Annotated in this window: 21 protein-coding genes and 7 tRNA genes; 14 read left to right on the top strand and 14 right to left on the bottom strand. The window is 32.5% G+C overall.

Annotated features, from left to right (window positions below; genetic code table 11):
• Nucleotides 1-99 precede the first annotated feature (99 nt).
• The 3 genes from KM029_RS10750 to KM029_RS10740 form a co-directional block, all read right to left on the bottom strand.
• Nucleotides 100-1,266, bottom strand: coding sequence for an AIR synthase related protein (locus KM029_RS10750; RefSeq protein WP_144073280.1), 1,167 nt, complete (start codon nucleotides 1,264-1,266; stop codon nucleotides 100-102).
• A gap of 126 nt (nucleotides 1,267-1,392) precedes the next feature.
• On the bottom strand, nucleotides 1,393-1,788 hold the full coding sequence (locus KM029_RS10745) for a c-type cytochrome (RefSeq protein WP_144073279.1): 396 nt from the start codon (nucleotides 1,786-1,788) through the stop codon (nucleotides 1,393-1,395).
• A gap of 95 nt (nucleotides 1,789-1,883) precedes the next feature.
• Nucleotides 1,884-2,642: a TIGR02757 family protein gene (locus KM029_RS10740; RefSeq protein WP_144073278.1), complete on the bottom strand. Its 759-nt coding sequence runs from the start codon at nucleotides 2,640-2,642 to the stop codon at nucleotides 1,884-1,886.
• A 151-nt stretch (nucleotides 2,643-2,793) separates the two neighbouring features.
• On the opposite strand from KM029_RS10740, the gene KM029_RS10735 reads away from it, so the two are divergent.
• The 11 genes from KM029_RS10735 (at nucleotide 2,794) to KM029_RS10685 (ending at nucleotide 5,908) form a co-directional block, all read left to right on the top strand.
• A tRNA-Glu gene (locus tag KM029_RS10735) sits at nucleotides 2,794-2,865 on the top strand.
• 33 nt (nucleotides 2,866-2,898) lie between these two features.
• A tRNA-Glu gene (locus tag KM029_RS10730) sits at nucleotides 2,899-2,970 on the top strand.
• Between the two features lie 33 nt (nucleotides 2,971-3,003).
• Nucleotides 3,004-3,075, top strand: a tRNA-Glu gene (locus tag KM029_RS10725).
• Nucleotides 3,076-3,108: 33 nt separating this feature from the next.
• Nucleotides 3,109-3,180, top strand: a tRNA-Glu gene (locus tag KM029_RS10720).
• A 33-nt stretch (nucleotides 3,181-3,213) separates the two neighbouring features.
• Nucleotides 3,214-3,285, top strand: a tRNA-Glu gene (locus KM029_RS10715).
• 33 nt (nucleotides 3,286-3,318) lie between these two features.
• Nucleotides 3,319-3,390, top strand: a tRNA-Glu gene (locus KM029_RS10710).
• 33 nt (nucleotides 3,391-3,423) lie between these two features.
• Nucleotides 3,424-3,495: transfer RNA gene (locus KM029_RS10705), tRNA-Glu, on the top strand.
• A 163-nt stretch (nucleotides 3,496-3,658) separates the two neighbouring features.
• Nucleotides 3,659-4,045: a hypothetical protein gene (locus KM029_RS10700; protein ID WP_144073277.1), complete on the top strand. Its 387-nt coding sequence runs from the start codon at nucleotides 3,659-3,661 to the stop codon at nucleotides 4,043-4,045.
• Nucleotides 4,046-4,253: 208 nt separating this feature from the next.
• Nucleotides 4,254-4,805 carry an RNA polymerase sigma factor gene (locus KM029_RS10695; protein WP_144073276.1) on the top strand — a complete coding sequence of 184 codons (552 nt, stop codon included), beginning with the start codon at nucleotides 4,254-4,256 and terminating at the stop codon, nucleotides 4,803-4,805.
• A gap of 50 nt (nucleotides 4,806-4,855) precedes the next feature.
• The gene (locus tag KM029_RS10690; protein WP_144073275.1) at nucleotides 4,856-5,173 is read left to right on the top strand and encodes a hypothetical protein; all 318 of its coding nucleotides are present in this window, start codon (nucleotides 4,856-4,858) and stop codon (nucleotides 5,171-5,173) included.
• A 9-nt stretch (nucleotides 5,174-5,182) separates the two neighbouring features.
• The gene (locus KM029_RS10685; RefSeq protein WP_144073274.1) at nucleotides 5,183-5,908 is read left to right on the top strand and encodes an SIP domain-containing protein; all 726 of its coding nucleotides are present in this window, start codon (nucleotides 5,183-5,185) and stop codon (nucleotides 5,906-5,908) included.
• 69 nt (nucleotides 5,909-5,977) lie between these two features.
• Here KM029_RS10685 and KM029_RS10680 read toward each other — a convergent pair whose 3' ends face one another.
• Entirely contained in the window at nucleotides 5,978-7,147 is a 1,170-nt protein-coding gene (locus tag KM029_RS10680) for an iron-containing alcohol dehydrogenase (RefSeq protein ID WP_144073273.1), read from the bottom strand.
• Between the two features lie 220 nt (nucleotides 7,148-7,367).
• On the opposite strand from KM029_RS10680, the gene KM029_RS10675 reads away from it, so the two are divergent.
• Nucleotides 7,368-8,171, top strand: coding sequence for an SDR family oxidoreductase (locus KM029_RS10675; RefSeq protein WP_144073272.1), 804 nt, complete (start codon nucleotides 7,368-7,370; stop codon nucleotides 8,169-8,171).
• Nucleotides 8,172-8,249: 78 nt separating this feature from the next.
• On the opposite strand, the gene KM029_RS10670 is transcribed toward KM029_RS10675, so the two are convergent.
• The 10 genes from KM029_RS10670 to KM029_RS10625 form a co-directional block, all read right to left on the bottom strand.
• Nucleotides 8,250-10,664 (bottom strand): T9SS type A sorting domain-containing protein, encoded by a 2,415-nt coding sequence (locus KM029_RS10670; protein ID WP_144073271.1) that lies wholly within the window; start codon nucleotides 10,662-10,664, stop codon nucleotides 8,250-8,252.
• 239 nt (nucleotides 10,665-10,903) lie between these two features.
• The gene (locus KM029_RS10665; protein ID WP_126618260.1) at nucleotides 10,904-11,305 is read right to left on the bottom strand and encodes a response regulator; all 402 of its coding nucleotides are present in this window, start codon (nucleotides 11,303-11,305) and stop codon (nucleotides 10,904-10,906) included.
• Between the two features lie 244 nt (nucleotides 11,306-11,549).
• Nucleotides 11,550-13,046, bottom strand: a complete 1,497-nt coding sequence (locus tag KM029_RS10660) for a GH3 auxin-responsive promoter family protein (RefSeq protein ID WP_144073270.1) — start codon at nucleotides 13,044-13,046, stop codon at nucleotides 11,550-11,552.
• A 25-nt stretch (nucleotides 13,047-13,071) separates the two neighbouring features.
• Nucleotides 13,072-13,962, bottom strand: coding sequence for a cation diffusion facilitator family transporter (locus KM029_RS10655; RefSeq protein WP_144073269.1), 891 nt, complete (start codon nucleotides 13,960-13,962; stop codon nucleotides 13,072-13,074).
• A complete protein-coding gene (locus tag KM029_RS10650; protein ID WP_144073268.1) occupies nucleotides 13,963-14,946 on the bottom strand; it encodes a bifunctional heptose 7-phosphate kinase/heptose 1-phosphate adenyltransferase in 984 nt (327 codons plus the stop codon).
• Between the two features lie 134 nt (nucleotides 14,947-15,080).
• A complete protein-coding gene (locus KM029_RS10645; protein ID WP_144073267.1) occupies nucleotides 15,081-16,298 on the bottom strand; it encodes a pyridoxal phosphate-dependent aminotransferase in 1,218 nt (405 codons plus the stop codon).
• 106 nt (nucleotides 16,299-16,404) lie between these two features.
• Complete coding sequence (locus KM029_RS10640; protein WP_144073266.1) at nucleotides 16,405-16,752, bottom strand: hypothetical protein; 348 nt, start codon at nucleotides 16,750-16,752, stop codon at nucleotides 16,405-16,407.
• Between the two features lie 114 nt (nucleotides 16,753-16,866).
• Complete coding sequence (locus KM029_RS10635) at nucleotides 16,867-17,529, bottom strand: hypothetical protein (RefSeq protein WP_144073265.1); 663 nt, start codon at nucleotides 17,527-17,529, stop codon at nucleotides 16,867-16,869.
• Nucleotides 17,530-17,633: 104 nt separating this feature from the next.
• Nucleotides 17,634-18,095, bottom strand: coding sequence for a hypothetical protein (locus KM029_RS10630; RefSeq protein ID WP_144073264.1), 462 nt, complete (start codon nucleotides 18,093-18,095; stop codon nucleotides 17,634-17,636).
• A complete protein-coding gene (locus tag KM029_RS10625; RefSeq protein WP_144073263.1) occupies nucleotides 18,092-18,337 on the bottom strand; it encodes a hypothetical protein in 246 nt (81 codons plus the stop codon). The genes KM029_RS10630 and KM029_RS10625 overlap by 4 nt, the downstream gene beginning before the upstream one ends.
• 43 nt (nucleotides 18,338-18,380) lie before the next feature.
• Between KM029_RS10625 and gpmI the strand changes: the two genes are divergently transcribed.
• Together gpmI and KM029_RS10615 are read left to right on the top strand one after the other, a co-directional pair.
• Nucleotides 18,381-19,904, top strand: a complete 1,524-nt coding sequence (gene gpmI, locus KM029_RS10620) for a 2,3-bisphosphoglycerate-independent phosphoglycerate mutase (RefSeq protein ID WP_144073262.1) — start codon at nucleotides 18,381-18,383, stop codon at nucleotides 19,902-19,904.
• A 159-nt stretch (nucleotides 19,905-20,063) separates the two neighbouring features.
• The gene (locus KM029_RS10615; RefSeq protein WP_144073261.1) at nucleotides 20,064-20,834 is read left to right on the top strand and encodes a ParA family protein; all 771 of its coding nucleotides are present in this window, start codon (nucleotides 20,064-20,066) and stop codon (nucleotides 20,832-20,834) included.
• Nucleotides 20,835-20,961: the final 127 nt, after the last annotated feature.

The following is a 20,961-nucleotide window of genomic DNA, read 5'->3' as shown; positions in this document are numbered from 1 at the left end:
GAGCATAAAAAAACGAACTCTTTAAATAACTAAGGAGTTCGTTTTCAATTAGAAATAGCTAAAAAAGGTATAAACTTATTTTTTAACTTCTTCTATAAACTAATAAGAATAAGTACCGTAAGGAGAATGGATATCTAACGATTTTCCACCTTCTTTATGTTCAACACGACCTACAATTTGAGCATCAACATTGAATGATTTCGAAATGTCAATAATCTCTTGAGCGTGTTTAGGATCTACATAGATTTCCATTCTATGGCCCATATTAAAGACTTTGTACATTTCTTTCCAATCTGTACCACTGTTTTTATGAATCATATCAAACAATGGAGGGATAGGGAATAAATTGTCTTTTATAACATGAACATTGTCTACAAAATGAAGCACTTTAGTTTGTGCACCACCGCTACAATGTACCATACCATGAATTTCTGGTCTTAATGCATCTAATACCTTTTTGATAATAGGAGCATACGTTCTTGTTGGAGATAATACTAATTTACCTGCATCTAAAGCTAAATCGGCAATAGTATCTGTAAGTTTTTGGTTACCCGAATAAATTAGTTCGTTAGGAACTTGTGGGTCAAAACTTTCAGGATATTTATCGGCAAGATATTTTGCAAATACATCATGACGGGCAGAAGTTAATCCATTACTACCCATACCACCATTGTATTCACTTTCATAAGTTGCCTGACCGTAAGACGCTAATCCTACAATAACATCACCACCTTTGATGTTGCTATTGTCTATTACCTCGTCACGACGCATTCGTGTAGTTACAGTACTATCTACAATAACTGTACGAACTAAATCTCCTACATCTGCTGTTTCACCACCTGTACTATGAATATCGAAACCATTGTCTCTTAGCATCTGAAGAACTTCTTCTGTACCATTAATCAATTCAGAAATAACTTCACCTGGTATAAGGTTTTTGTTACGCCCAATTGTTGATGATAAGAGAGTACTTCCTGTTGCTCCAACACAAAGTAAATCATCAGTATTCATAATAATTGCATCTTGAGCAATACCTTTCCAAACAGATATATCACCTGTTTCTTTCCAATATAGGTAAGCTAAAGAAGATTTTGTACCCGCACCATCGGCATGCATAATGGCACAGTAGTTTGGATCGCCTGTTAGAATATCAGGAACGATTTTGCAGAATGCTTTAGGAAATAAGCCTTTATCCAAACGCTTGATTGCATTGTGGATGTCCTCTTTTGAGGCGGAAACACCGCGTTGTGCGTATCGCTCTTGCATGAGATTCGATAAGTTGATATAAATTTGAAAAGCCCATAGCATCACGTACTTACGTGCGTATGTGCTAATGCCGTAAAATTATACTTTTTAATTAAGATTTATAAATATTTACCGAATTAAATGAAGTTAACGTTCCATTGCTACTTCGTGAGGTGTAATTATTTCTGCTTTATTACCCCAAGAATTCCTGATATAGTTCAAAACATCTGCAGCATCTTCATCGCTTAATGCCCCTTGTTCAGGCATAGAACCTTTATCATAAGTAACACCATTTATTTCAATTGGGTCTTCTAAACCATGGAGTACTTGTCTAATTGCTTGGCTTTTATTTTCTACTAAATATTTAATTCCAGCTAATGGAGGTACAGAAGGTTCTATACCTTGTCCATCTGACATATGACAATGCATACAATTAATCATATACACACCTTGTCCTCTTTTTATGCTTTCTTCTAATGGGGTATAAGTAAATGAAACCAAAAAGGAGGTTAAAAATGTAAGTAGGAGTAGTATTTTTTTCATGATAATTTCTTTTTAGGTGTTTGTTTTACGTTTATATGATAAATGTATGCTTTTTTATGAATATGTTAGGTGATAATGATCAATTTTATTGGTGCTTATGCAAACTTTTCAATGCCCAAGCCAAATAAAGCAAAATCATATTTTACAGGGTCGTTAGCATCAAATTGTTTTAAGTGATTGGTGAGTTCTACAGCTGCTTTCCAATCTGATTGTTTGCGGTCTAAGAGATGTAGTTTTCTACTCACGCGCTCAACATGTACATCTAGTGGGCAAATCAGTTGTTTGGTTTGAATTGTATTCCATATACCAAAATCAACTCCTTTGTCATCTTTTCTAACCATCCACCTCAAAAACATATTTATTCTTTTACAAGCTGATTTTCGAGCGGGAGTAGCAATATGTTTTCTGGTTCTTTGTGGTGCATCATCTTGATTAAAAAAATAATCATGGAACCCGATTATAGCATTTTCTACATTTTGATCTTCCTTGTTGAATCCAAGTAAAAAAGCATCTTCTAAAGAATTGTATTTTTGATAATGACGCTGAAAGAAAGATAAAAAATATAAAGTATCAATGTCATTAAAAGTTCGGTGCTTAAAAGTAAGGAATGGTTTCAAATCAGCTTCTGTATGATGCATAATAAAATCATGAGGAGCATTGTCCATCATGTTCACCAACTCATTACATTTATTGATAATTGTTTTTCTTTGCCCCCAAGCAAGCATCGATGCCCAAAAGCCCATAATTTCAATATCTTCTTTTTTTGTGAATTTATGAGGGATACAAATTGGGTCATCTTTAATAAAATTAGGCTGATTGTATTTTTTGTAACTATTTTCTAAAAGATCTATCATTTAAATTTATTTACGATTATCATTGAATATGCTTCAAATTAGTCGATTTAGGACGATTATTTCTTAATGATTGTAATATTTCTGCTTTTTTTTGCAAATAGTTTGGAGTGAATAGGGTTCTCAATTACCTTTGCACTCGCAAAAAACAGTTGCTCCGTTCGTCTAGGGGTTAGGACGCCAGGTTTTCATCCTGGTAGCACGGGTTCGAATCCCGTACGGAGTACATAGTCTAATTGAGACTTAAAATCAATACCCCGCTCCGTTCGTCTAGGGGTTAGGACGCCAGGTTTTCATCCTGGTAGCACGGGTTCGAATCCCGTACGGAGTACATAGTCTAGTTGAGACTCAAAATCAATACCCCGCTCCGTTCGTCTAGGGGTTAGGACGCCAGGTTTTCATCCTGGTAGCACGGGTTCGAATCCCGTACGGAGTACATAGTCTAATTGAGACTTAAAATCAATACCCCGCTCCGTTCGTCTAGGGGTTAGGACGCCAGGTTTTCATCCTGGTAGCACGGGTTCGAATCCCGTACGGAGTACATAGTCTAATTGAGACTTAAAATCAATACCCCGCTCCGTTCGTCTAGGGGTTAGGACGCCAGGTTTTCATCCTGGTAGCACGGGTTCGAATCCCGTACGGAGTACATAGTCTAGTTGAGACTCAAAATCAATACCCCGCTCCGTTCGTCTAGGGGTTAGGACGCCAGGTTTTCATCCTGGTAGCACGGGTTCGAATCCCGTACGGAGTACATAGTCTAGTTGAGACTCAAAATCAATACCCCGCTCCGTTCGTCTAGGGGTTAGGACGCCAGGTTTTCATCCTGGTAGCACGGGTTCGAATCCCGTACGGAGTACATTATCCTGTTTCAGAAATGAGGCAGGATTTTTTTTTTGCTTTTTTTGTAGCATCAGATAAAAATTTAAAACTACACGTAACTCATTTCGTTTGATTTCGTTAACTTACTATAGCACAAATTTAAAGTGCATTTATGTCAAATTAATTAACGAAATAAAACCATGAGTAAGAAAGACAATCCATTTGAGGATATTCTAAATGATTTTGTGTTTCCTAGAATGAAAGATGACTTTCAGAAGGACAAAGTAAAGAACACAATCAAAAATGTATTTGAGGCAGTTCAAGGGGCTGTAGAAGAGGCTCAAGAAGCATCTAAGACTGTAGATGTAGAAGTAACTAAGTCTAAATCGGAAAACCCTGATACGGAGAATATCCATGTCGAAATCAAATCAAAGAAAAAGAAGAAGCACAAAGAAGAGGAAGTTCCAGTGTCTTCAAACGAGGTTGAACAATTAAAAGCAGAAGTAAAAATGCTTAAATCTCAACTTGGTGATAAAGAAGAAATCATTTCATTGTTAAAACAACAAATAGAAATGTTGAAATCATAAATTGAAAAATTACTTCAATAAAATTAGCACATCATAAACTGGTGTGCTTTTTTTATGTACTTAGATTTATAAGGAATAAAATATTTTTGAACTCAAAACTGTTGTTTTTGTACTCTAAAAGGCATTCTCAAGAAAAAAATATAAAAAATATCACTTTTCATAAAATATAATCTTCTCTTATCCGACTTAAGAGATAGATACAATAATTATGGCAGAGAAAAACGAAAATATAGAAAACACATTCCAAGAGGAACAAGGCCGTTTGAAGAATTACATCAAAGGTAAGGTAGGTTCAATGGAAGATGCGGAAGACATCGCTCAGGATGTGTTTTTGAGTTTTGTTGGGGGATTTGATGAGATCTCTGATTTGCGCAAATCAATCTCTTGGCTCTATACTGTCGCTAAAAATAAAATTGTCGATTACAGAAGAAAGAAAAAAACAGTTTCTATCGAAGATCAAAATTCAAAAATAGATGATGAAGAAGGCTTACGTTTAATGGATCTACTACCTTCTTTAGAATCAATGCCAGATGAACAACTAATGTTGGACATGATATGGGAAGAAATTCAGCTGAGATTGAAAGAGCTTCCGAAAGAACAACGTGAAGTTTTTGAGTGGCATGAATTAGAAGGGTATAGCTTTAATAAGATATCTGATATTACTGGAAATTCTGTAAACACACTGATAAGTAGAAAGCGCTATGCTGTATTGTATCTGAGAGAACATTTAGAAGACCTCTTTAATCAGCTTAAAGAATAAATGGTTAAAAATAATTCTTCATTAAGAAATAATCACAGAAAAAATATATTATGAAAAAGTTTTCGAACAAAAAGAGAATTGCTAAAATGATGGCATTTGGGGTTGTAGCGGTTACTGCAGTGACATTAACTTTTATGCTGTTATGGAATTGGCTAATGCCTGTAATATTTGGGTTAACAACTATTACTTTTTGGCAAGCTTTAGGTTTACTAGTAATGTCAAAAATTGTATTTGGCAAAGGGAAAGGACCAGGTTTTAGGGGGAAAGAAAAAGCGATGATGCGTAGAGAGAAATTTATGCACCAGATGAAAAATAGAAAATGTAAAAAGGAAGAAGAAAATACTGATTTTACAGATTCAAAGGAGTAATAATTTAAAATGAAAATTTTAGAAAAAATATTAAAGTCAGTACTTACTGAAACTGAGATTATCTATAAGAAACAATTATCTAAGTCTGCATTTCATATTCGGATTCAAAGTGATGAGTTTTCAAAAATGAATATTATTCCTGGAGCTTTTCTTAGAGTTGGTATTGGAATTGGCAAAGACGAGTTGTCGATGAAAGATAAAATTAGGAGTTATAGCATATGGAATGTTGATCTTAAAAATGGGGTAATAGATATTGCTGTAGCTACTCATAGTAATGGTATTGGGTCGTATTGGGTTTCAAATTGTAAAGTGGGTGATAAGCTATTTTGTAAATTGAAAACTGGAAAGTTTTTGATGGATGAAATGTCGGATAGTTACCTAATGATTGGAGACCTTTCAGCACTGTCTCATTTGTACATGATTCAGAGGGAACTTGGACCTAATAAATATATTAAAGGTATAATTTATAGTGAAAATCAAGATGATTTTTTTCCTGATGTAGACAATAAGACTCCTTTTGATTTTTATAAGAAACCTCAAAATCCAATAAATGAGGTTCTTGATGAAATAAAAAAAAGCCTTCCATTAATGAAAGGGAGGCGAATGGTTTATATAGCTGGTGATAGCCGTCTTTGCGTTGCTCTTACTCAATTTTTTAGGAAAGAGCTGAAGTGGGAGGTTTCTCAAATTAAGGCTAAGCCGTTTTGGAACCCGGAGAAGAAGGGATTGGAGTAGAACTAAAAAGAAAAGTCCTTGCAAATCTATTTTGCAAGGACTTTCTTATTTATGATATATAAGAGTGACTTAAATACTCATTTCTACAATCTCCTGTACCTTCTCTAAAGAGATATCTTGACGTTCACCTAATCCTAACCATTTACGATCAGCAAAACGATCTACGATAGTTTTAGCAACTTCCGCATAATCTTCTGTATAATCAGAAATTTTAGTGTCAATACCCATTGAATGGAAGAATTCTACAGTTCTCTCGATAGTAGCTTGTGCTCTATGTTCAATATTACCTTCTGTAATTCCCCAAACACGTTCGCCATATTGAGCTAATTTATCTTTTTTATTATTAAACATCACTCTATATAAGTTAGGTCCAATAATAGCTAAAGTTCTAGCATGGTCAATTTCATATAATGCAGTAAGTTCATGGCCTATCATGTGAGTAGCCCAATCAGTTGGTACTCCTTGCTGAATTAAACCGTTTAATGCCATTGTGCAACACCACATAAAGTTACCAGCAACAGTACTATCGCCAGGGTTGGCAATAACTTTAGGTCCAATTTCTACTAATGTTTGTAGTACTCCCTCTGCAATACGGTCTTGTAAAGGAGCATCGGCAGGGTAAGTAATATATTGTTCTAAAACGTGTGTAAAAGCATCTGTAATACCATTTACAATCTGTCTTTGAGGTAATGAAGCAACAACCCTAGGATCTAAAATAGAGAATTTAGGAAAACATAGAGGGCCTCCAAAAGCTAATTTCTCTTTTGTTTCTTCTCTAGTAACTACAGAACCTGAGTTCATTTCAGAACCCGTTGCAGGTAAAGTTAAGATTGTCCCAAATGGAACAGCTTCAGTTACTTTTTTCCCTAATCCTTTTTTAATAATATCCCAAGGCTCACTTTCTGTAAATGGAATAGCAACACATAATAATTTTGTTGCATCAATTACAGAACCACCACCAACAGCTAAAAGGAAGTCTACATTTTCTTTGATGGCAAGTTCTCTAGCTTTCATTATTGTTTCATAACGAGGGTTAGCTTCAATTCCTCCAAAATCAACAACATTACGGTCTTTTAAAGCTGTATGTACTAAATCATAAATACCATTTTTCTTTACACTTCCACCACCAAATAACACCATAATGTTTTTAGCATCTGCAGGAATGTACTTGTTTATTTCTTCAATTCTGTTTTCACCAAATACTAGGCGAGTAGGGTTCCAAAGCTCAAAATTTTTCATTGATAAGGTTTTCTTATGTTTATATTTTTTTGTTGATGCAAAGCTGCTAAAATAAAATTTATCAAAAAATTGATATAGGTTAAGAAAGCATCTTCACAGAGTAGTTAACTCTATTTTGGTAAAAACAGTTTTAGTAAAGTGATATTTTAAATCAATAAATAGAATTATTGATTAAAGAATCTTATTTCTACCTTTGCATCAGTATAAAAATAGAAAAAAGATGGCAAAAAAGCAGACAATATTTATTACAGGAGCATCGTCAGGAATTGGTAAATCAATTGCAGCAGCAGCTGTAAAAAAAGGTTATAATGTAATTGGTACTTCTAGGAACCCTGATTCGACAAAAGATAAATTAGAAGGTGTTAAATATGTAGCCTTAGATGTTTCTAGTTCTGAAAGTATTGACGCTTGCTGGAATGAAATAAAAGATACTCCAATTGATGTTCTTATTAATAATGCGGGACAGTCTCAAATAGGGCCTGTAGAAGAAACATCTATGGAAAAATTTAGGTTTTTATTTGAAGTGAATTTCTTTGGGGTTTTAAATCTTACAAAGAAAGTTTTACCTCAAATGCGTGAAAGGAGAGGCGGTACTATTATTAATGTAGGCTCATTAAATGGTAGATTTGCAGCACCATATTACTCTAGCTATTGTGCAACAAAATTTGCAATGTCTGGATGGACACAATCTTTAAGAAGTGAGATGAAAGAATTTGGAGTTACTGTAGCCTTAGTAGAACCTAATCATATTGCTTCGAATATTGTTCCTGACTTTAATTGTTCAGAAGATTCTGAATATTTCCCTTATGCAGATAATATTCGTCAGAGTGTAAAAGGAAGTATGTCAGAAGCAGAAGCATCTTCTGTGATTTCAGATACTGTAATGGAAGTGATAGAAACTAAAGCACCGTCTCCGATTTATGTTTCTGGTGGTAATGCAAGTATGTTGGCTTTTGCAAAGAGATTTTTACCAGATGCCTTTGCAGAAAAGTTAATTAGAAAAACATATGGTCTAAAAGACTAGATATATAAATGATTTAAACAAGAAGAGGTTGTCATAATTGACAACCTCTTCTTGTTTTTATTAAAAAACAAAAAGTAGTTATTTTTTAAGAATTTTTTTACGGTAAGAATTATTATCATTGTCTTGAACATTGATAATATACATACCAGGTAATAGAGAAGAAACATCTAAAGTTGATATTGATTCAGATGTTTCGTAGCTCATTAATAAGTTACCTAAATTATTGAAAATAGAAATAGTATAGTTATTACTATTTTTTAAACTTAATGTAAGCTGATTTTCTACAGGATTAGGATAAGTAGAAATTAATTGTTTTTCTAAATCTATTGCATTAGGAGTTTCTATATCCTCTTCCTCATTGTCATCCTCTTCTTCATCAACAACTTTATCTTCTTCTGAAATATAAATTATTTGAGGTGCAGCTGTTGAAACGGATAAATCAAAATCATCATTGTTTAAGATTCTGAATAATGATAAACTTTCATCAATAGTGTTATTTGCATTAGGAGTAATACCATTATTGATAGTTGAAAACCAAGTAGATGAGATATCATATTGTTCATCAGTAGTTGCCATGGTTAATCCAATATTAGTAGTATTGTAATTTCCATCTTCATAAATTTCAGCAATAGTATTATTATAAATAACTACATTATCATAATCAGAGTTAGCTTCAATACTAATATTTAGATTATTTGAAATAATAGAATCTCTATTGATAACAAATTGATTAACAGTAGTTACATCCTCAAGAAGTTCGTTATATGCTCTCTTGTAAAATCCATTATCAGTTTCAATAAATATATTATCTCCTGCTTTAGAAATACTATTTACATTGGGGAATACATATTCTTGATCTTCTATTGTAACTAACCCCTTATTTTTCATTGCAAAGGTATTAACTTCTCCGGTTTTAGAAGAAATGATTCCAAGTCCATTTTGAAGGACTAATTGTTCGTCAGCATATATTTCTTGCCCAAATCTTGTGTAGGTACTGTCTTCTTCCTCTATTAATTTATTGTTATCATCAATATAATAACGTCCTTTTTTCTTAAATGCATCATTAATTGTTAGGTAATGTCCCCCTTCAAAATTTTGAATATCTTTTATCGAAGTTGTGATATCAGATAATTCCCATGTAGTACCATCTGTAGAGATATATGTAGTAGCAGACGAGGAACCTCTTTTTTGAGCTATTAATTTATTCTTTGTAGCAACTAAACTCCACATATTAGGAGGCAAGTCTGTAGATACTTCTTCCCAATTAATTGTAGATAACTCAGTTTTAAATATTTTTCTTGTTGATGCAACATATAAAGAGCCATTAAATGATGTGATGTAGTTAACATATTCTCCATCTATATTTTTGAAGAAAATTTCATTCCATTCAGTATCAGTTAATTTCTTTATGTAAACTCTGTAATCATTCCAAACTACTTGATAATCATCTAATGTTAGGTTACCAGTTAAACTATAAATTGGTAGTTCATTAAAACTTTCAAATTGATCATTTTTATAGCTTATATATCCTTCATCTGTAGCAATAACAAATTGATCATCATATATAAATGAACCTTCGACTTGAGTGTCATTGAGCCCTTTACCATAAGCTGTTTCATCAATATATTTTACAATACCAGTTTCTGTTCCGTAGATTAGCTCATCTGCAAAAAATATTGTATTGATATCTTCTACATTAATATCAGTTGGTGTTTCCCATTTTACAGCAGTTGTTCCAGAATAGACTGCTTTACCATCATCTGTAATTCCATAAAGTTTACTGTTATTTTCTATTATATGTTTTACTACAACATCTGCTTCGCCTTGTGCTAAACCCCATCCATAACCAAGGCTATGTCTTGTTCCATCAGTTGTATTTACAATTAGATTACCGTAAAAAGTAGTAGTCATAGATACTATTTCTAACCCAAGTACTTGGTCCCATTTTTTATCTTCATCTGTCTCATCAGGAGCATATTTATAAAGACCTGTAGCTGTTCCGGCGTAAATATTGTTTTCTAAAAATGATACTCCAGTAAGCTTCTCTCTTGAGCCAACATTTTCTAGCTGCGTCCAGTTTGTACCATAGTCAGATGTTGTAAATATTAATTCTTTGGTGTAAGCTACCAAAGTATTATTTTTTAATTTAAAGAAACCTTGAACACTACCACCTAAGAAAACACGATCCATTGCTGTCCAAGTATCACTATCTTTTGATTTTCGGAAGATATCGATACCACTACCAACAAAAAGGTAATCATCAATGCAATAAATTGCACCTACACCATTTTTTGTGAAATCGTAATTGTCTTTTACCCATGTACCATCTTCATAATGATATAAAGCTTTAGAGGACCCAGCTAATAGGTTGTTTTCACAGTCATACCCAAAACTTTGGACGTTGGCATAATCAGGTAAATCCAGTTTTTCCCATTGCGAGAAAGAAAAGTGTGACAATAGTAAGCACACTAGTAAAAGTTTAAACTTGTTCATTTTAGTTTTTAATAGATTTTTAAAAAAGCATGAAATAGGTTAAAAGAGATGAATTATCTCCTTTATTTTAGTTTTAGTCGGTTTGCCTTATTTCACAGTAACTTAGTTTTAAAAAAGAAGGTCTCAGTCTTCAGTTTTTCAGCTTAATATTAAAAGTAGTAAATTCTATAAAATAAAATAGCATTTACCTTTATAAAAAGTAAATGCTATTCGTTTTGTATTATCTGTATATAAGTAATTTATATCAAATCACTTATACTTAATAAAGACTCTTCTGTAAGTGGTTTAGTAACAAACTTTACCACATATTCGTTATTCACTATTCTTTCAATATCAGATTCATTATCTGAACTTGATAGAATGGCTATTTTGCATTTTTCTTTTAACTCATCAGGGAAGCTTTCAAATTCATATAAGAATACGAAACCATCAACGATTGGCATATTAATATCTAGTAAAATTAGACTAGGTAAATTGCCTTTTAAGTCAAAACGCTCTTGAAGAAATTCCAATGCTTTTTTGCCAGAATTCTTAATAACAATTTCTTCAGCAAAATCTGTTAACTCAATAATTCTACTATTTATAAAATTATCTGTGTCGTTATCATCGACAAGTAATATAGTTTTTATTTTTTTGCTCATGTTTTGGATTCCTGATAGTTTACGTTCTAACTAAAATAGTTAAGTGGCAGTACAAAATGTATTTTCAATTAATTCTTAAAATACTAAAATTATTCCATAAGTCATTTTAAGGAGGTTATTTTGATAATTTTTTTACATTTCAATAGTCTGTTTTTGTTTAAAGAAGTGAATGTGTTCTTTAAATGACAATTCGAAATTATAAAAAATCTCTCAATATTACAGTGTTAATATTGAGAGATACCTATTATTTTTTCCAATGGATGATTTTATCTGCAATTTTCCTGTCATTTGATAGTCTAGGAACCTTATTTTGACCTCCTAACTTACCAATGGACTTCATATATTGTTGAAAAGCATCTCTTTGCAATGCTGAAATAACTAAAGTTCTTGTTATTGATCCTGTGATTAAATCATCATAGTAAACATTCAACTCTCGTAGTTTATTGTCTATTGTTAATGCAAATGCATCGGGATCATTAGGCTCATTTTCATAAGATATTAACCACTCATGATAAGGTAGCCCTTCTGTTGGGTTTACTTGTGGAGCAACAGAAAACTCTGTTATTTTAACTTCAGGATGCTGTTCTAAAGCATATTTCATCGCTTTTTCTACTTCAGTACCAATAACGTGTTCTCCAAAAGCAGAAATAAAGTGTTTAATTCTTCCTGTAACAAGTACTCTATATGGAGATTTTGATACAAATTTTACTGTATCACCAATAGAGTAACCCCAAAGTCCTGCATTAGAATTAATAATAAGAGCATAGTTTTTACCAATCTCTACTTCTTCAATTCTAAGTCGGGTAGGGTTTTCTTCAAAATACTCATCAGTTGGAATAAATTCAAAGAAAATACCTGAATCCAATTGCATCAAGAGCCCTTCTTCTGTTTGAGTATCTTGGAATGCAAAGAACCCTTCAGAAGCTGGATATGTTTCAATAGAAGGTATTACTTTCCCGATTGAATCAAATAACTTGGTTTTGTAAGGTTCAAAATTTACTCCTCCATAGATAAACATATCAAAGTTTGGGAAAGTTTCGTGAATTGGCTTTCCTGTACGTTCAATAATTCTATCAAAATACATTTGTACCCAAGGTGGAATTCCAGAAATTAACGACATATCTTGATGAATTGTCTCATCAATAATTCTATCTAATTTTGTTTCCCAATCTTCAATACAATTTGTTTCATAACTAGGCATTTGATTTGTTCTCAAATAACCTGGTACATGATGGTTGACAATTCCAGATAGCCTTCCAGAGAGTATATCCCCAGATTTTCCTAATACAGGACTCCCTGAAAGAAAAATAAGCTTACGATCTAAGAAGTCAGCATTTCCAGTTTCATGTATATAATTCAGCATCGCATTCTTTGCAGAATTAATATGATTAGGAATAGAATCTTTTGTTAAAGGAATATATTTAGCACCAGAAGTTGTACCAGATGTTTTTGCGAAATAAGTGGGTTTATCTCTCCATAAAACATCACTTTCTCCTGCTATTACACGATCTATATAAGGACGAAGGTCTTCGTAGTCACAAATAGGAACATGCTTTTTAAAGTCTTCGTAATTTTTTATATCTGCAAAATGATGGTCTTTACCGAAAGCTGTTGTTTTACCTATTGTAATAAGATTTTGAAAAACACTTTCTTGTGCTTGACTTGGATTGTTTGCCCATTTTAACTGCTGCTTTACAATGTATGCAGCGTATGGTTTGCTTAGAAATGATCTTATACCCATATCTACTAATAATCTATTGAATAAGTTATGGTTGTATTGGACTTGGTTCTACATGAATCAAGATGTCTGCTATTTCATTAAAATCAGCTTTTAAAGAATCTTTTACGGCATGTGCAATATCATGACCTTCTCTTACTGATTTTTCTCCATCAACAATAATATGTAAATCGACATAAAATTTAAAACCCATTTTTCGAACAAAACATTTCTCTGTGTCAATAACACCATCCACTTTTACAGCTTCTTGCTTAATTAAGTCAATGAGGTCATCGTAAAGGTTTTCGTCCATGATTTCACCAAAAGCAGGTCGGAAAAGTAAGTAACTATTAAATAAGATAATCCCTACAGCAAATAATGCAGCCCAAGAGTCTGCGTGTTCATATCCTTCGCCACCAAAAATAGAAATACTAATTCCTATAAATGCAGAAAGAGAGATAATAGCATCACTTTTATGATGTCCTGCATCAGCTTCTAAAGAAGAACTATTTAATTGTTTTCCTTTATGGAGAACATATTTATAAAGACTGTATTTAATTAATATAATAATACCTAAAACGATAAGTGTATATGAAGAGGGTATTGAAGTATCACTTGATGAAATTCTTTCAATACTTTGTACACCAATTATTAAAGCTGAGGTAATTAAAAAACCAATAGTTATAAAAGTGGCAAAAGGCTCAATTTTTCCATGCCCGTAAGGATGATTTTCATCTGGGGCTTTTGTAGAAAAATTTAGACCAGCTAAAACAACAAAAGAAGAAATAATATCGGCACAAGATTCAATTGCATCGGCTATCATAGCCTGAGAATTTCCTATTATTCCTACGGTACCTTTAACAGTTGTAAGAATTATATTACCAATAATGCTATACCATGTTGTTTTAAAAGCTTTTTTTTTCTCTTCTTTTGAGATCATTTATAATTTTTTTGAAGCTTCTTCTAATAGTTTCTGTTTGTCTATAGGAACAACCCCAACATGCTCACAAACTAATCCTCCACCTAAATTTGCTAAGGCAGCAACTTTTTCCATTGGCAATCCAATAGCAAGTGCTAACGATGCAATACTAATAACAGTATCACCTGCTCCAGATACATCTGCAATTTCTCTTTTATGGGCAGGAATATGTGCTTCATTCGTATGGTCAGTAATATACACGCCATGTTCTGATAAAGTAACCATGGTGTGTGTATTTTCCATTTTAGCTTTTAATTCTTGAGAAGCTGCTTTTACTTCATCAATTACATTTCCATCAAAATCAAATTTCAAACCTTCTCTCATTTCTTTTAAGTTTGGTTTGAAAAGAGTGACTCCAACATAATCAAGAAAGTTTCTTTTCTTAGGATCAACAGTAGTTGGAATACCTTTCTCTGAAGCAATTTTAACTACTTCAGTAATTAATGTTGGGGTGATGACACCTTTATCATAATCTTCAAATATAATAACATCAGCATCATCTGCTAACTTTTTGATTCGCTCAAGAAGTAAAGAAGTATCATTTGATTTTAAAGGTCGAGCATCTTCGTTATCAATACGAAGTACATGTTGTGCACTTGCAATAACTCTATGTTTAACTGTGGTTATTCTTTCAGTACTTTGTATTAAGCCATCTCTAGAAATACCTAAATTATCACATAACCCTAAAAAAGTTTCTGCTTCGGCATCATTACCAATTACAGCACATAAAATAGGTTCAGCACCAAGAAAATGTAAGTTTTTAGCCACGTTTGCAGCTCCACCCATTCTTGATTCTTTTTTGTTGACATCGACGATAGGCACGGGAGCTTCTGGCGATATACGATCTACATTACCCCATATGTAAGAGTCGATCATAACATCTCCAATAACCAATGCTTTTAAGCCATTAAATTTCTCTAGGGCTTCTTTAATATCAAGTGCCATTTTATTTTTCTTTGATTGAGATCTCTAAAATTGGGTCTTCCCTTTAAACAAAAGTAAGGAAGTAATAGGTACAAAAGAGGAATGAATTATTTATAAATCTTAATTCATTCCTCAAATGTTACTATTATTATATACTAAACTAGATTAGCAAGAGCTAACTTTATTTTTTTGCATGCTTCTACAAGTTCTTCGTCAGAAGCTGCGTATGAAATTCTAATACAGTTTGGTGCTCCAAATGCAGCTCCAGCTACAGTAGATACATGTGCTTCATTTAAGAAGTACATTGCCAAATCACTTGAGTCTTTAATTATAGTTCCGTTAAACGATTTGCCAAAATATGCACTAAAATCTGGGAAAATGTAAAAAGCACCTTGTGGTAGATTTGTTTTTACACCTTCTATTTCATCAAGAAGCCCTTTAAGTAAACCTCTTCTTCTTAAATAGGCAGTGCGCATTTCATCAATTACTGAACGGTCGCCTTTTAATGCGGCTAAAGCGGCTCTTTGAGTGATAGTATTAATACCAGAAGTAACTTGTCCTTGAATAATTATGCAAGCTTTTGCTACTGCTAATGGAGCAGCAATGTAGCCAATTCTCCAACCAGTCATTGCAAATCCTTTAGAAAAACCGTTAACTACAATTGTACGGTCTTTTACATGATCAAATTCAGCAATACTCACATGTTTACCTCCAAAGTTGATGTATTCATAAATTTCATCAGAAATAATATAAATATCATCGTGCTTTGCAACTTCATCGGCAATTTCCCTCAGTTCATCTTTTGTAAATACAGTACCAGTAGGGTTACAAGGTGAAGAATAAAGAATAGCTTTTGTTTTAGGAGTAATTGCAGCTCTTAATTGTTCAGCAGAAACCTTGAAATCATTATCAATATCACCACTTAAAATTACAGGCTTACCACCAGCAAGTATAATTTGATCTGTATAAGATACCCAATAAGGAGAAAATACAATAACTTCATCTCCCTCATTTAAAAGACTCAACATTACATTTGCAATAGAATGTTTTGCCCCAGCAGAAACTACAATATTTTCCATTTTGTAGTCCAATCCGTTTTCAGTCTGTAATTTTTCTGCAATAGCAGTCCTTAATTCTGGGTAACCAGGAACAGGAGGGTATGAGAAATATTTACCATCATCTATAGCTTGTTTTGCTGCATCTTGAATATACTGAGGTGTTGCAAAATCAGGCTCACCAAGGTTTAACTTTATCACTTTAGTACCTTTCGCTTGTAATTCTCTAGCTTTTACAGCCATTACTAAAGTGGCAGATTCTGTGATATTATCAAAACGATTCGATAATGTTAGATTTGTTCCCGTTTGTGTTCCCATCCTATTACTACTTTTAATTTCGTTCTTTAAAAAATATAGAATGCGAAATTAAGATTTTGAATGCTTTGGTCAACACTTTTGACATATTAAATATGAATGATTTTCATTATTTACTGATTAATACCATTTCTTTACATTCTTTCTCATCTACAACAAAAACCATATGGTGTCTTTTATTGAATAATTTTGCTTCAATTTTATAGACATCATCACAGTAATAAAGCACAAATTTATATTTTTTGAGAGGTAGAGAAATAGCAGTAATTTTTTTTGTGTTTAAGCGAGCAATAAGCCCTTCGTCTTGATAAATTTCAACTTCTAATCCATTTAAATTTTGTGATTGATGATTAATAACCTCAAGTAATAATTTGGTTTGTTGATCTTCTGAGTTTGAAGATAAATTAGGAAGTGAGAATAAAGTATAAGTAAGTAGAAAAAGGATAGTATGTGACATAATGTTAGGGAGTTATGAGTGTATGGGTTCTCTTAATTTACTAAAAAAAATGCACAAAAAAAAGGTTGTTTACCCTGCAGTAAACAACCTTTTAATTTAAAACTAACTTTTAAATTATAAGTCAGTTAAATCTTTAGGAGTATCTGTAAAACTACCTTCTGTAATTTCTTTATTATTATCTTCTCCATATGCTTTGAAACTAAATGTGCCTGATAATTTATCATCAGAAACATTAGAGAAATTAAATCTGATATAACCATTCGCATCAACATTTCCTACAATATCAGCTAGAGTAGTTCTATGAAGATTTACATCTTTTTGTTCAGCTAATGCGGCAACAGCTATCAAATCTTGATTTTTGTTATATTCTGTAATTAAATCAGCAATATCAGAAGCATTTACATTCTCTAAGTATAAGGCTCCAATTAAAGCCATCTTAGGATTTAATGCTAACGAAGCAGCATTTGAAAGACTAATGTCAATATCTTGAGAAGTAGATACTAAATCTGAGTGAATAAAAGCGAGGATAGCATCACCTTTAACATCTGGGTTTGTTACAGAGAAAGAAATATCAGTAAAATAAATAGAAGTAATATTGTCTGATGTACGGAAACCAGCATAGTTACTAAAATCTTTAGAAGCACCATCTACATTTGCTGTAGCATCACCATAACTAACAATTGAATCGATAGCATCATTTAATGCATCATCAATAGCGTCAGAACAAGAGGTGAACATAAATGCAGCACAAACGAATAGAAGAAATTTAATTTTCATAGTTGAAAAATTAATTGATAAAAAAATGAGTAGTCTCAACATAGGTAAATTGAAACTACTCTTAATAAGTTGATAGTAATAAATATACAATAATTGTGCTTAAGTTATAATTTTGATCCTTCTAGGTAGAATATTTCTGTTCCAGAGATATTATATGATAAACTTATTCTACCACTCTCAGTTATAGAACCCGATAAGTTTGCATTCGAATTACTATTAATTGTTTTTGAAAGGTTAAACATTTTATTTTCAGCATTTCCTTCTACTAATACCTCTTTATAAGTAGTATTTAAGAAGTTTTGAGAAGAACTTCCAAAAGAAACAGTAATGTCGTTTACAATAACTTGTACATCTACTATTCTACTATCTTTTTCTGTAATAATAATTTCATCTCCTAGCTGAGTTGCACTAATTGTAGTTTGGCCTTGACTTGTTTTAGCTGAAATTTGATTAATTCGATAAGTTCCTTCTACAATAGCTGCTGTGTTAGAAATATCTGTGTTTTCACATGATATGAATGCTAGTAGTGAGATAATACAAAGTAATAAATTAAGTTTTTGATTCATGACGATGGGATTAAGTTCAATGTTGGGGCAATGCCTTTGTTTCTATAAGTTAATAAATATTTACGATAAAAATATTGTACTTTATAAAGAATCTTTTGATAATGTATTTCGTTTAATATAAAGAATGGAGGATAAGAATTAAAAATATAATTTTCAGATGGATCTGCAATAAAAATGATCTTATCTATAGTGTGATGAATGTCATTTATAGAACTGATATCTAACTGTATATTTGTCCTCATTAAAATTTATACCAAACCAAGTAGGTAAAAATTATCAAAAGTTATGAACAAGAAAACAATCTTAATGATCTTAGATGGATGGGGAATTGGTCCTGATCCTAAAGTTTCAGCAATCGATCAAGCTAATACTCCTTTTGTAGATTCATTATACACAAAATATAAGCATAGTAAATTAGAGGCATCTGGATTAGCAGTTGGTCTTCCTGAAGGTCAAATGGGTAACTCAGAAGTTGGACACATGAACTTGGGTGCAGGTAGAGTTGTTTACCAAATGTTGGTAAGAATTAACCAAGCTGTTCAAGACGGTTCAATTGCCGACATCCAAGAGTTACAGGATGCATTCTCTTATGCTAAAGAGAACAATAAAAAAGTTCATTTTATTGGTTTAGTTTCTAATGGAGGTGTTCACTCTCATATTGGTCATTTAAAAGGATTATTATCTGCAGCTAATGCAGCAGAACTTGGTAAAGATCAGGTATTTGTTCATGCATTTACTGATGGACGTGACTGTGACCCTATGTCTGGTAAAGGTTTTATCCAAGATGTAGAACAACATATGGAAAAAACTACTGGTCAAATTGCTTCAGTTGTTGGACGTTACAATGCAATGGATAGAGATAACCGTTGGGAAAGAGTAGCAAAAGCATACAAAGTAATGGTTAACGCAGAAGGTAAAGAAGTAACTTCTATAACTGATGCTATCCAAGAATCTTATGATAATGATGTAACAGATGAATTTATCGAACCATTAGTAAATACTGTGGATGGTAAGCCTGTTGCAAAAATTGAAGAAGGCGATGTAGTTCTTTGTTTCAACTTCCGTACGGATAGAGGTAGAGAAATCTCATTGGCATTAAGTCAAAAAGATTATCCAGAAGAAGGTCTAAAGAAATTAGATATTAAATACCTTACAATGACAATGTATGATGAAACATACAAAAATGTAGGTGTATTATTCCATAAAGATAATTTAAAACAAACACTAGGAGAAGTTTTAGAAAGTGCAGGTAAAAAGCAAATTAGAATTGCTGAAACTGAAAAGTACCCTCACGTAACATTCTTCTTCTCAGGTGGTCGTGAAACTGAATTTGATGGAGAAACAAGATTATTAGCTCCATCTCCAAAAGTAGCTACTTATGATCTACAACCAGATATGAGCGCTTATGACATTAAGGATAAAATTATTCCTGAACTTCAGAAAGGTGACGCAGATTTTGTTTGTCTAAATTTTGCAAATGCTGATATGGTAGGTCATACAGGTATTTTTGAAGCAGCAGTAGCAGCATGCGAAGCTGTAGATTCTTGTGCAAAAGCTGTAGTTGAAGCTGGTTTAGAAAATGGTTATTCATCAATTGTTATTGCCGACCATGGTAATTCTGATGTTATGAAAAACCCTGATGGTTCTCCGAACACTGCACATACAACTAACCTTGTACCTTGTATTTTTGTTGACCCTGATTTTGACGGTGAAATTAAAGACGGTAAACTAGGTGATATTGCTCCAACAGTATTAAAAATTGTAGGTGTAGATCAACCAGAAGAAATGACAGGTAACTGTCTAATCTAAATTTTAGATAAAATATATCTTAAGGTCGCTTTCTTTGAAATACAAGAAAGCGACCTTTTTTTAGTTCTATAGATAAGGAATGAAAATTTTGTTTAGATCATTCAGAGATTCATTATATATTTGATTATATATTAACTACTTTTTACACCAGAAAAAGATATGAAAGACCGTCAAGCGAAGGTTATTGCAGTTGTAAATCAGAAAGGAGGAACCGGTAAAACCACCACTACTACTAATTTAGGAGTAGCTTTAGGTAAGCTAGGAAATAAGGTTCTTTTAATAGATATGGATGCTCAAGGAAATATGACATTTCATTTTGGGGTTCAGAATGATTATACAAAATCAATGGCAAATGTTTTGACAGAAGGTGTGAAAATTAAAAACATAACCATAGAAAGAGAAAAAATTGATATTGCACCTTCTGATGTATCATTAGCAGATGCAGAATTATCAATGGTTAATGCTGAGGGAAGAGAATTTATATTGAAAAATGCAATAGATAAAGTAAGAGATAAATACGATTATATATTAATTGATTGTGCTCCAGCTTTATCTGTTTTAAGTATAAACGCCTTAACAGCAGCCGACCATATTCTTATTCCGTTACAAATGGAAGTACTTAGTATGCAAGGTTTATCTCAGATCTTGGAAACTGTTTTTCAGATAAAAGAAAGCTTGAACGATAAGTTAACAATACTTGGTATTTTACCAGTTATGTTTGATAAAAGAAGAACAGTTACACATGAAATATATAACCATATAAAAGAGAATTTTGGCATCAGAGTTCTTGAAAATAATATAGGTATTGATGTTAGGTTAGTAGAGGCTCCTTCATTTGGACAATCTGTGTTTGAGTACTCTCCTTTATCAGTTGGAGCGATGTCTTACATGCGTGTAGCAAGAGAATTATTATCTATAATACCCAAATAATATGATTTTTTAAGAACTTTTATAAACATTCTCATACAAACAAACTCACTAGCAATATTGTTTTAAAAAAGTCGTAATTTATTTAAGAAAGTTAGCTATTACTTATAATATACTCAGTTTTATCTGC

Source organism: Flammeovirga kamogawensis, assembly GCF_018736065.1.
GTDB lineage: Bacteria > Bacteroidota > Bacteroidia > Cytophagales > Flammeovirgaceae > Flammeovirga > Flammeovirga kamogawensis.
This window is presented reverse-complemented; position numbering and strand designations above follow the sequence as displayed.

Excerpts from the sequence above, each read along its gene's own strand:
- KM029_RS10750 (WP_144073280.1), bottom strand. The coding sequence starts at position 1,266 with ATGCAAGAGCGATACGCACAACGCGGTGTTTCCGCCTCAAAAGAGGAC.
- KM029_RS10745 (WP_144073279.1), bottom strand. The coding sequence starts at position 1,788 with ATGAAAAAAATACTACTCCTACTTACATTTTTAACCTCCTTTTTGGTT.
- KM029_RS10740 (WP_144073278.1), bottom strand. The coding sequence starts at position 2,642 with ATGATAGATCTTTTAGAAAATAGTTACAAAAAATACAATCAGCCTAAT.
- KM029_RS10700 (WP_144073277.1), top strand. The coding sequence starts at position 3,659 with ATGAGTAAGAAAGACAATCCATTTGAGGATATTCTAAATGATTTTGTG.
- KM029_RS10695 (WP_144073276.1), top strand. The coding sequence starts at position 4,254 with ATGGCAGAGAAAAACGAAAATATAGAAAACACATTCCAAGAGGAACAA.
- KM029_RS10690 (WP_144073275.1), top strand. The coding sequence starts at position 4,856 with ATGAAAAAGTTTTCGAACAAAAAGAGAATTGCTAAAATGATGGCATTT.
- KM029_RS10685 (WP_144073274.1), top strand. The coding sequence starts at position 5,183 with ATGAAAATTTTAGAAAAAATATTAAAGTCAGTACTTACTGAAACTGAG.
- KM029_RS10680 (WP_144073273.1), bottom strand. The coding sequence starts at position 7,147 with ATGAAAAATTTTGAGCTTTGGAACCCTACTCGCCTAGTATTTGGTGAA.
- KM029_RS10675 (WP_144073272.1), top strand. The coding sequence starts at position 7,368 with ATGGCAAAAAAGCAGACAATATTTATTACAGGAGCATCGTCAGGAATT.
- KM029_RS10670 (WP_144073271.1), bottom strand. The coding sequence starts at position 10,664 with ATGAACAAGTTTAAACTTTTACTAGTGTGCTTACTATTGTCACACTTT.
- KM029_RS10665 (WP_126618260.1), bottom strand. The coding sequence starts at position 11,305 with ATGAGCAAAAAAATAAAAACTATATTACTTGTCGATGATAACGACACA.
- KM029_RS10660 (WP_144073270.1), bottom strand. The coding sequence starts at position 13,046 with ATGGGTATAAGATCATTTCTAAGCAAACCATACGCTGCATACATTGTA.
- KM029_RS10655 (WP_144073269.1), bottom strand. The coding sequence starts at position 13,962 with ATGATCTCAAAAGAAGAGAAAAAAAAAGCTTTTAAAACAACATGGTAT.
- KM029_RS10650 (WP_144073268.1), bottom strand. The coding sequence starts at position 14,946 with ATGGCACTTGATATTAAAGAAGCCCTAGAGAAATTTAATGGCTTAAAA.
- KM029_RS10645 (WP_144073267.1), bottom strand. The coding sequence starts at position 16,298 with ATGGGAACACAAACGGGAACAAATCTAACATTATCGAATCGTTTTGAT.
- KM029_RS10640 (WP_144073266.1), bottom strand. The coding sequence starts at position 16,752 with ATGTCACATACTATCCTTTTTCTACTTACTTATACTTTATTCTCACTT.
- KM029_RS10635 (WP_144073265.1), bottom strand. The coding sequence starts at position 17,529 with ATGAAAATTAAATTTCTTCTATTCGTTTGTGCTGCATTTATGTTCACC.
- KM029_RS10630 (WP_144073264.1), bottom strand. The coding sequence starts at position 18,095 with ATGAATCAAAAACTTAATTTATTACTTTGTATTATCTCACTACTAGCA.
- KM029_RS10625 (WP_144073263.1), bottom strand. The coding sequence starts at position 18,337 with ATGAGGACAAATATACAGTTAGATATCAGTTCTATAAATGACATTCAT.
- gpmI (WP_144073262.1), top strand. The coding sequence starts at position 18,381 with ATGAACAAGAAAACAATCTTAATGATCTTAGATGGATGGGGAATTGGT.
- KM029_RS10615 (WP_144073261.1), top strand. The coding sequence starts at position 20,064 with ATGAAAGACCGTCAAGCGAAGGTTATTGCAGTTGTAAATCAGAAAGGA.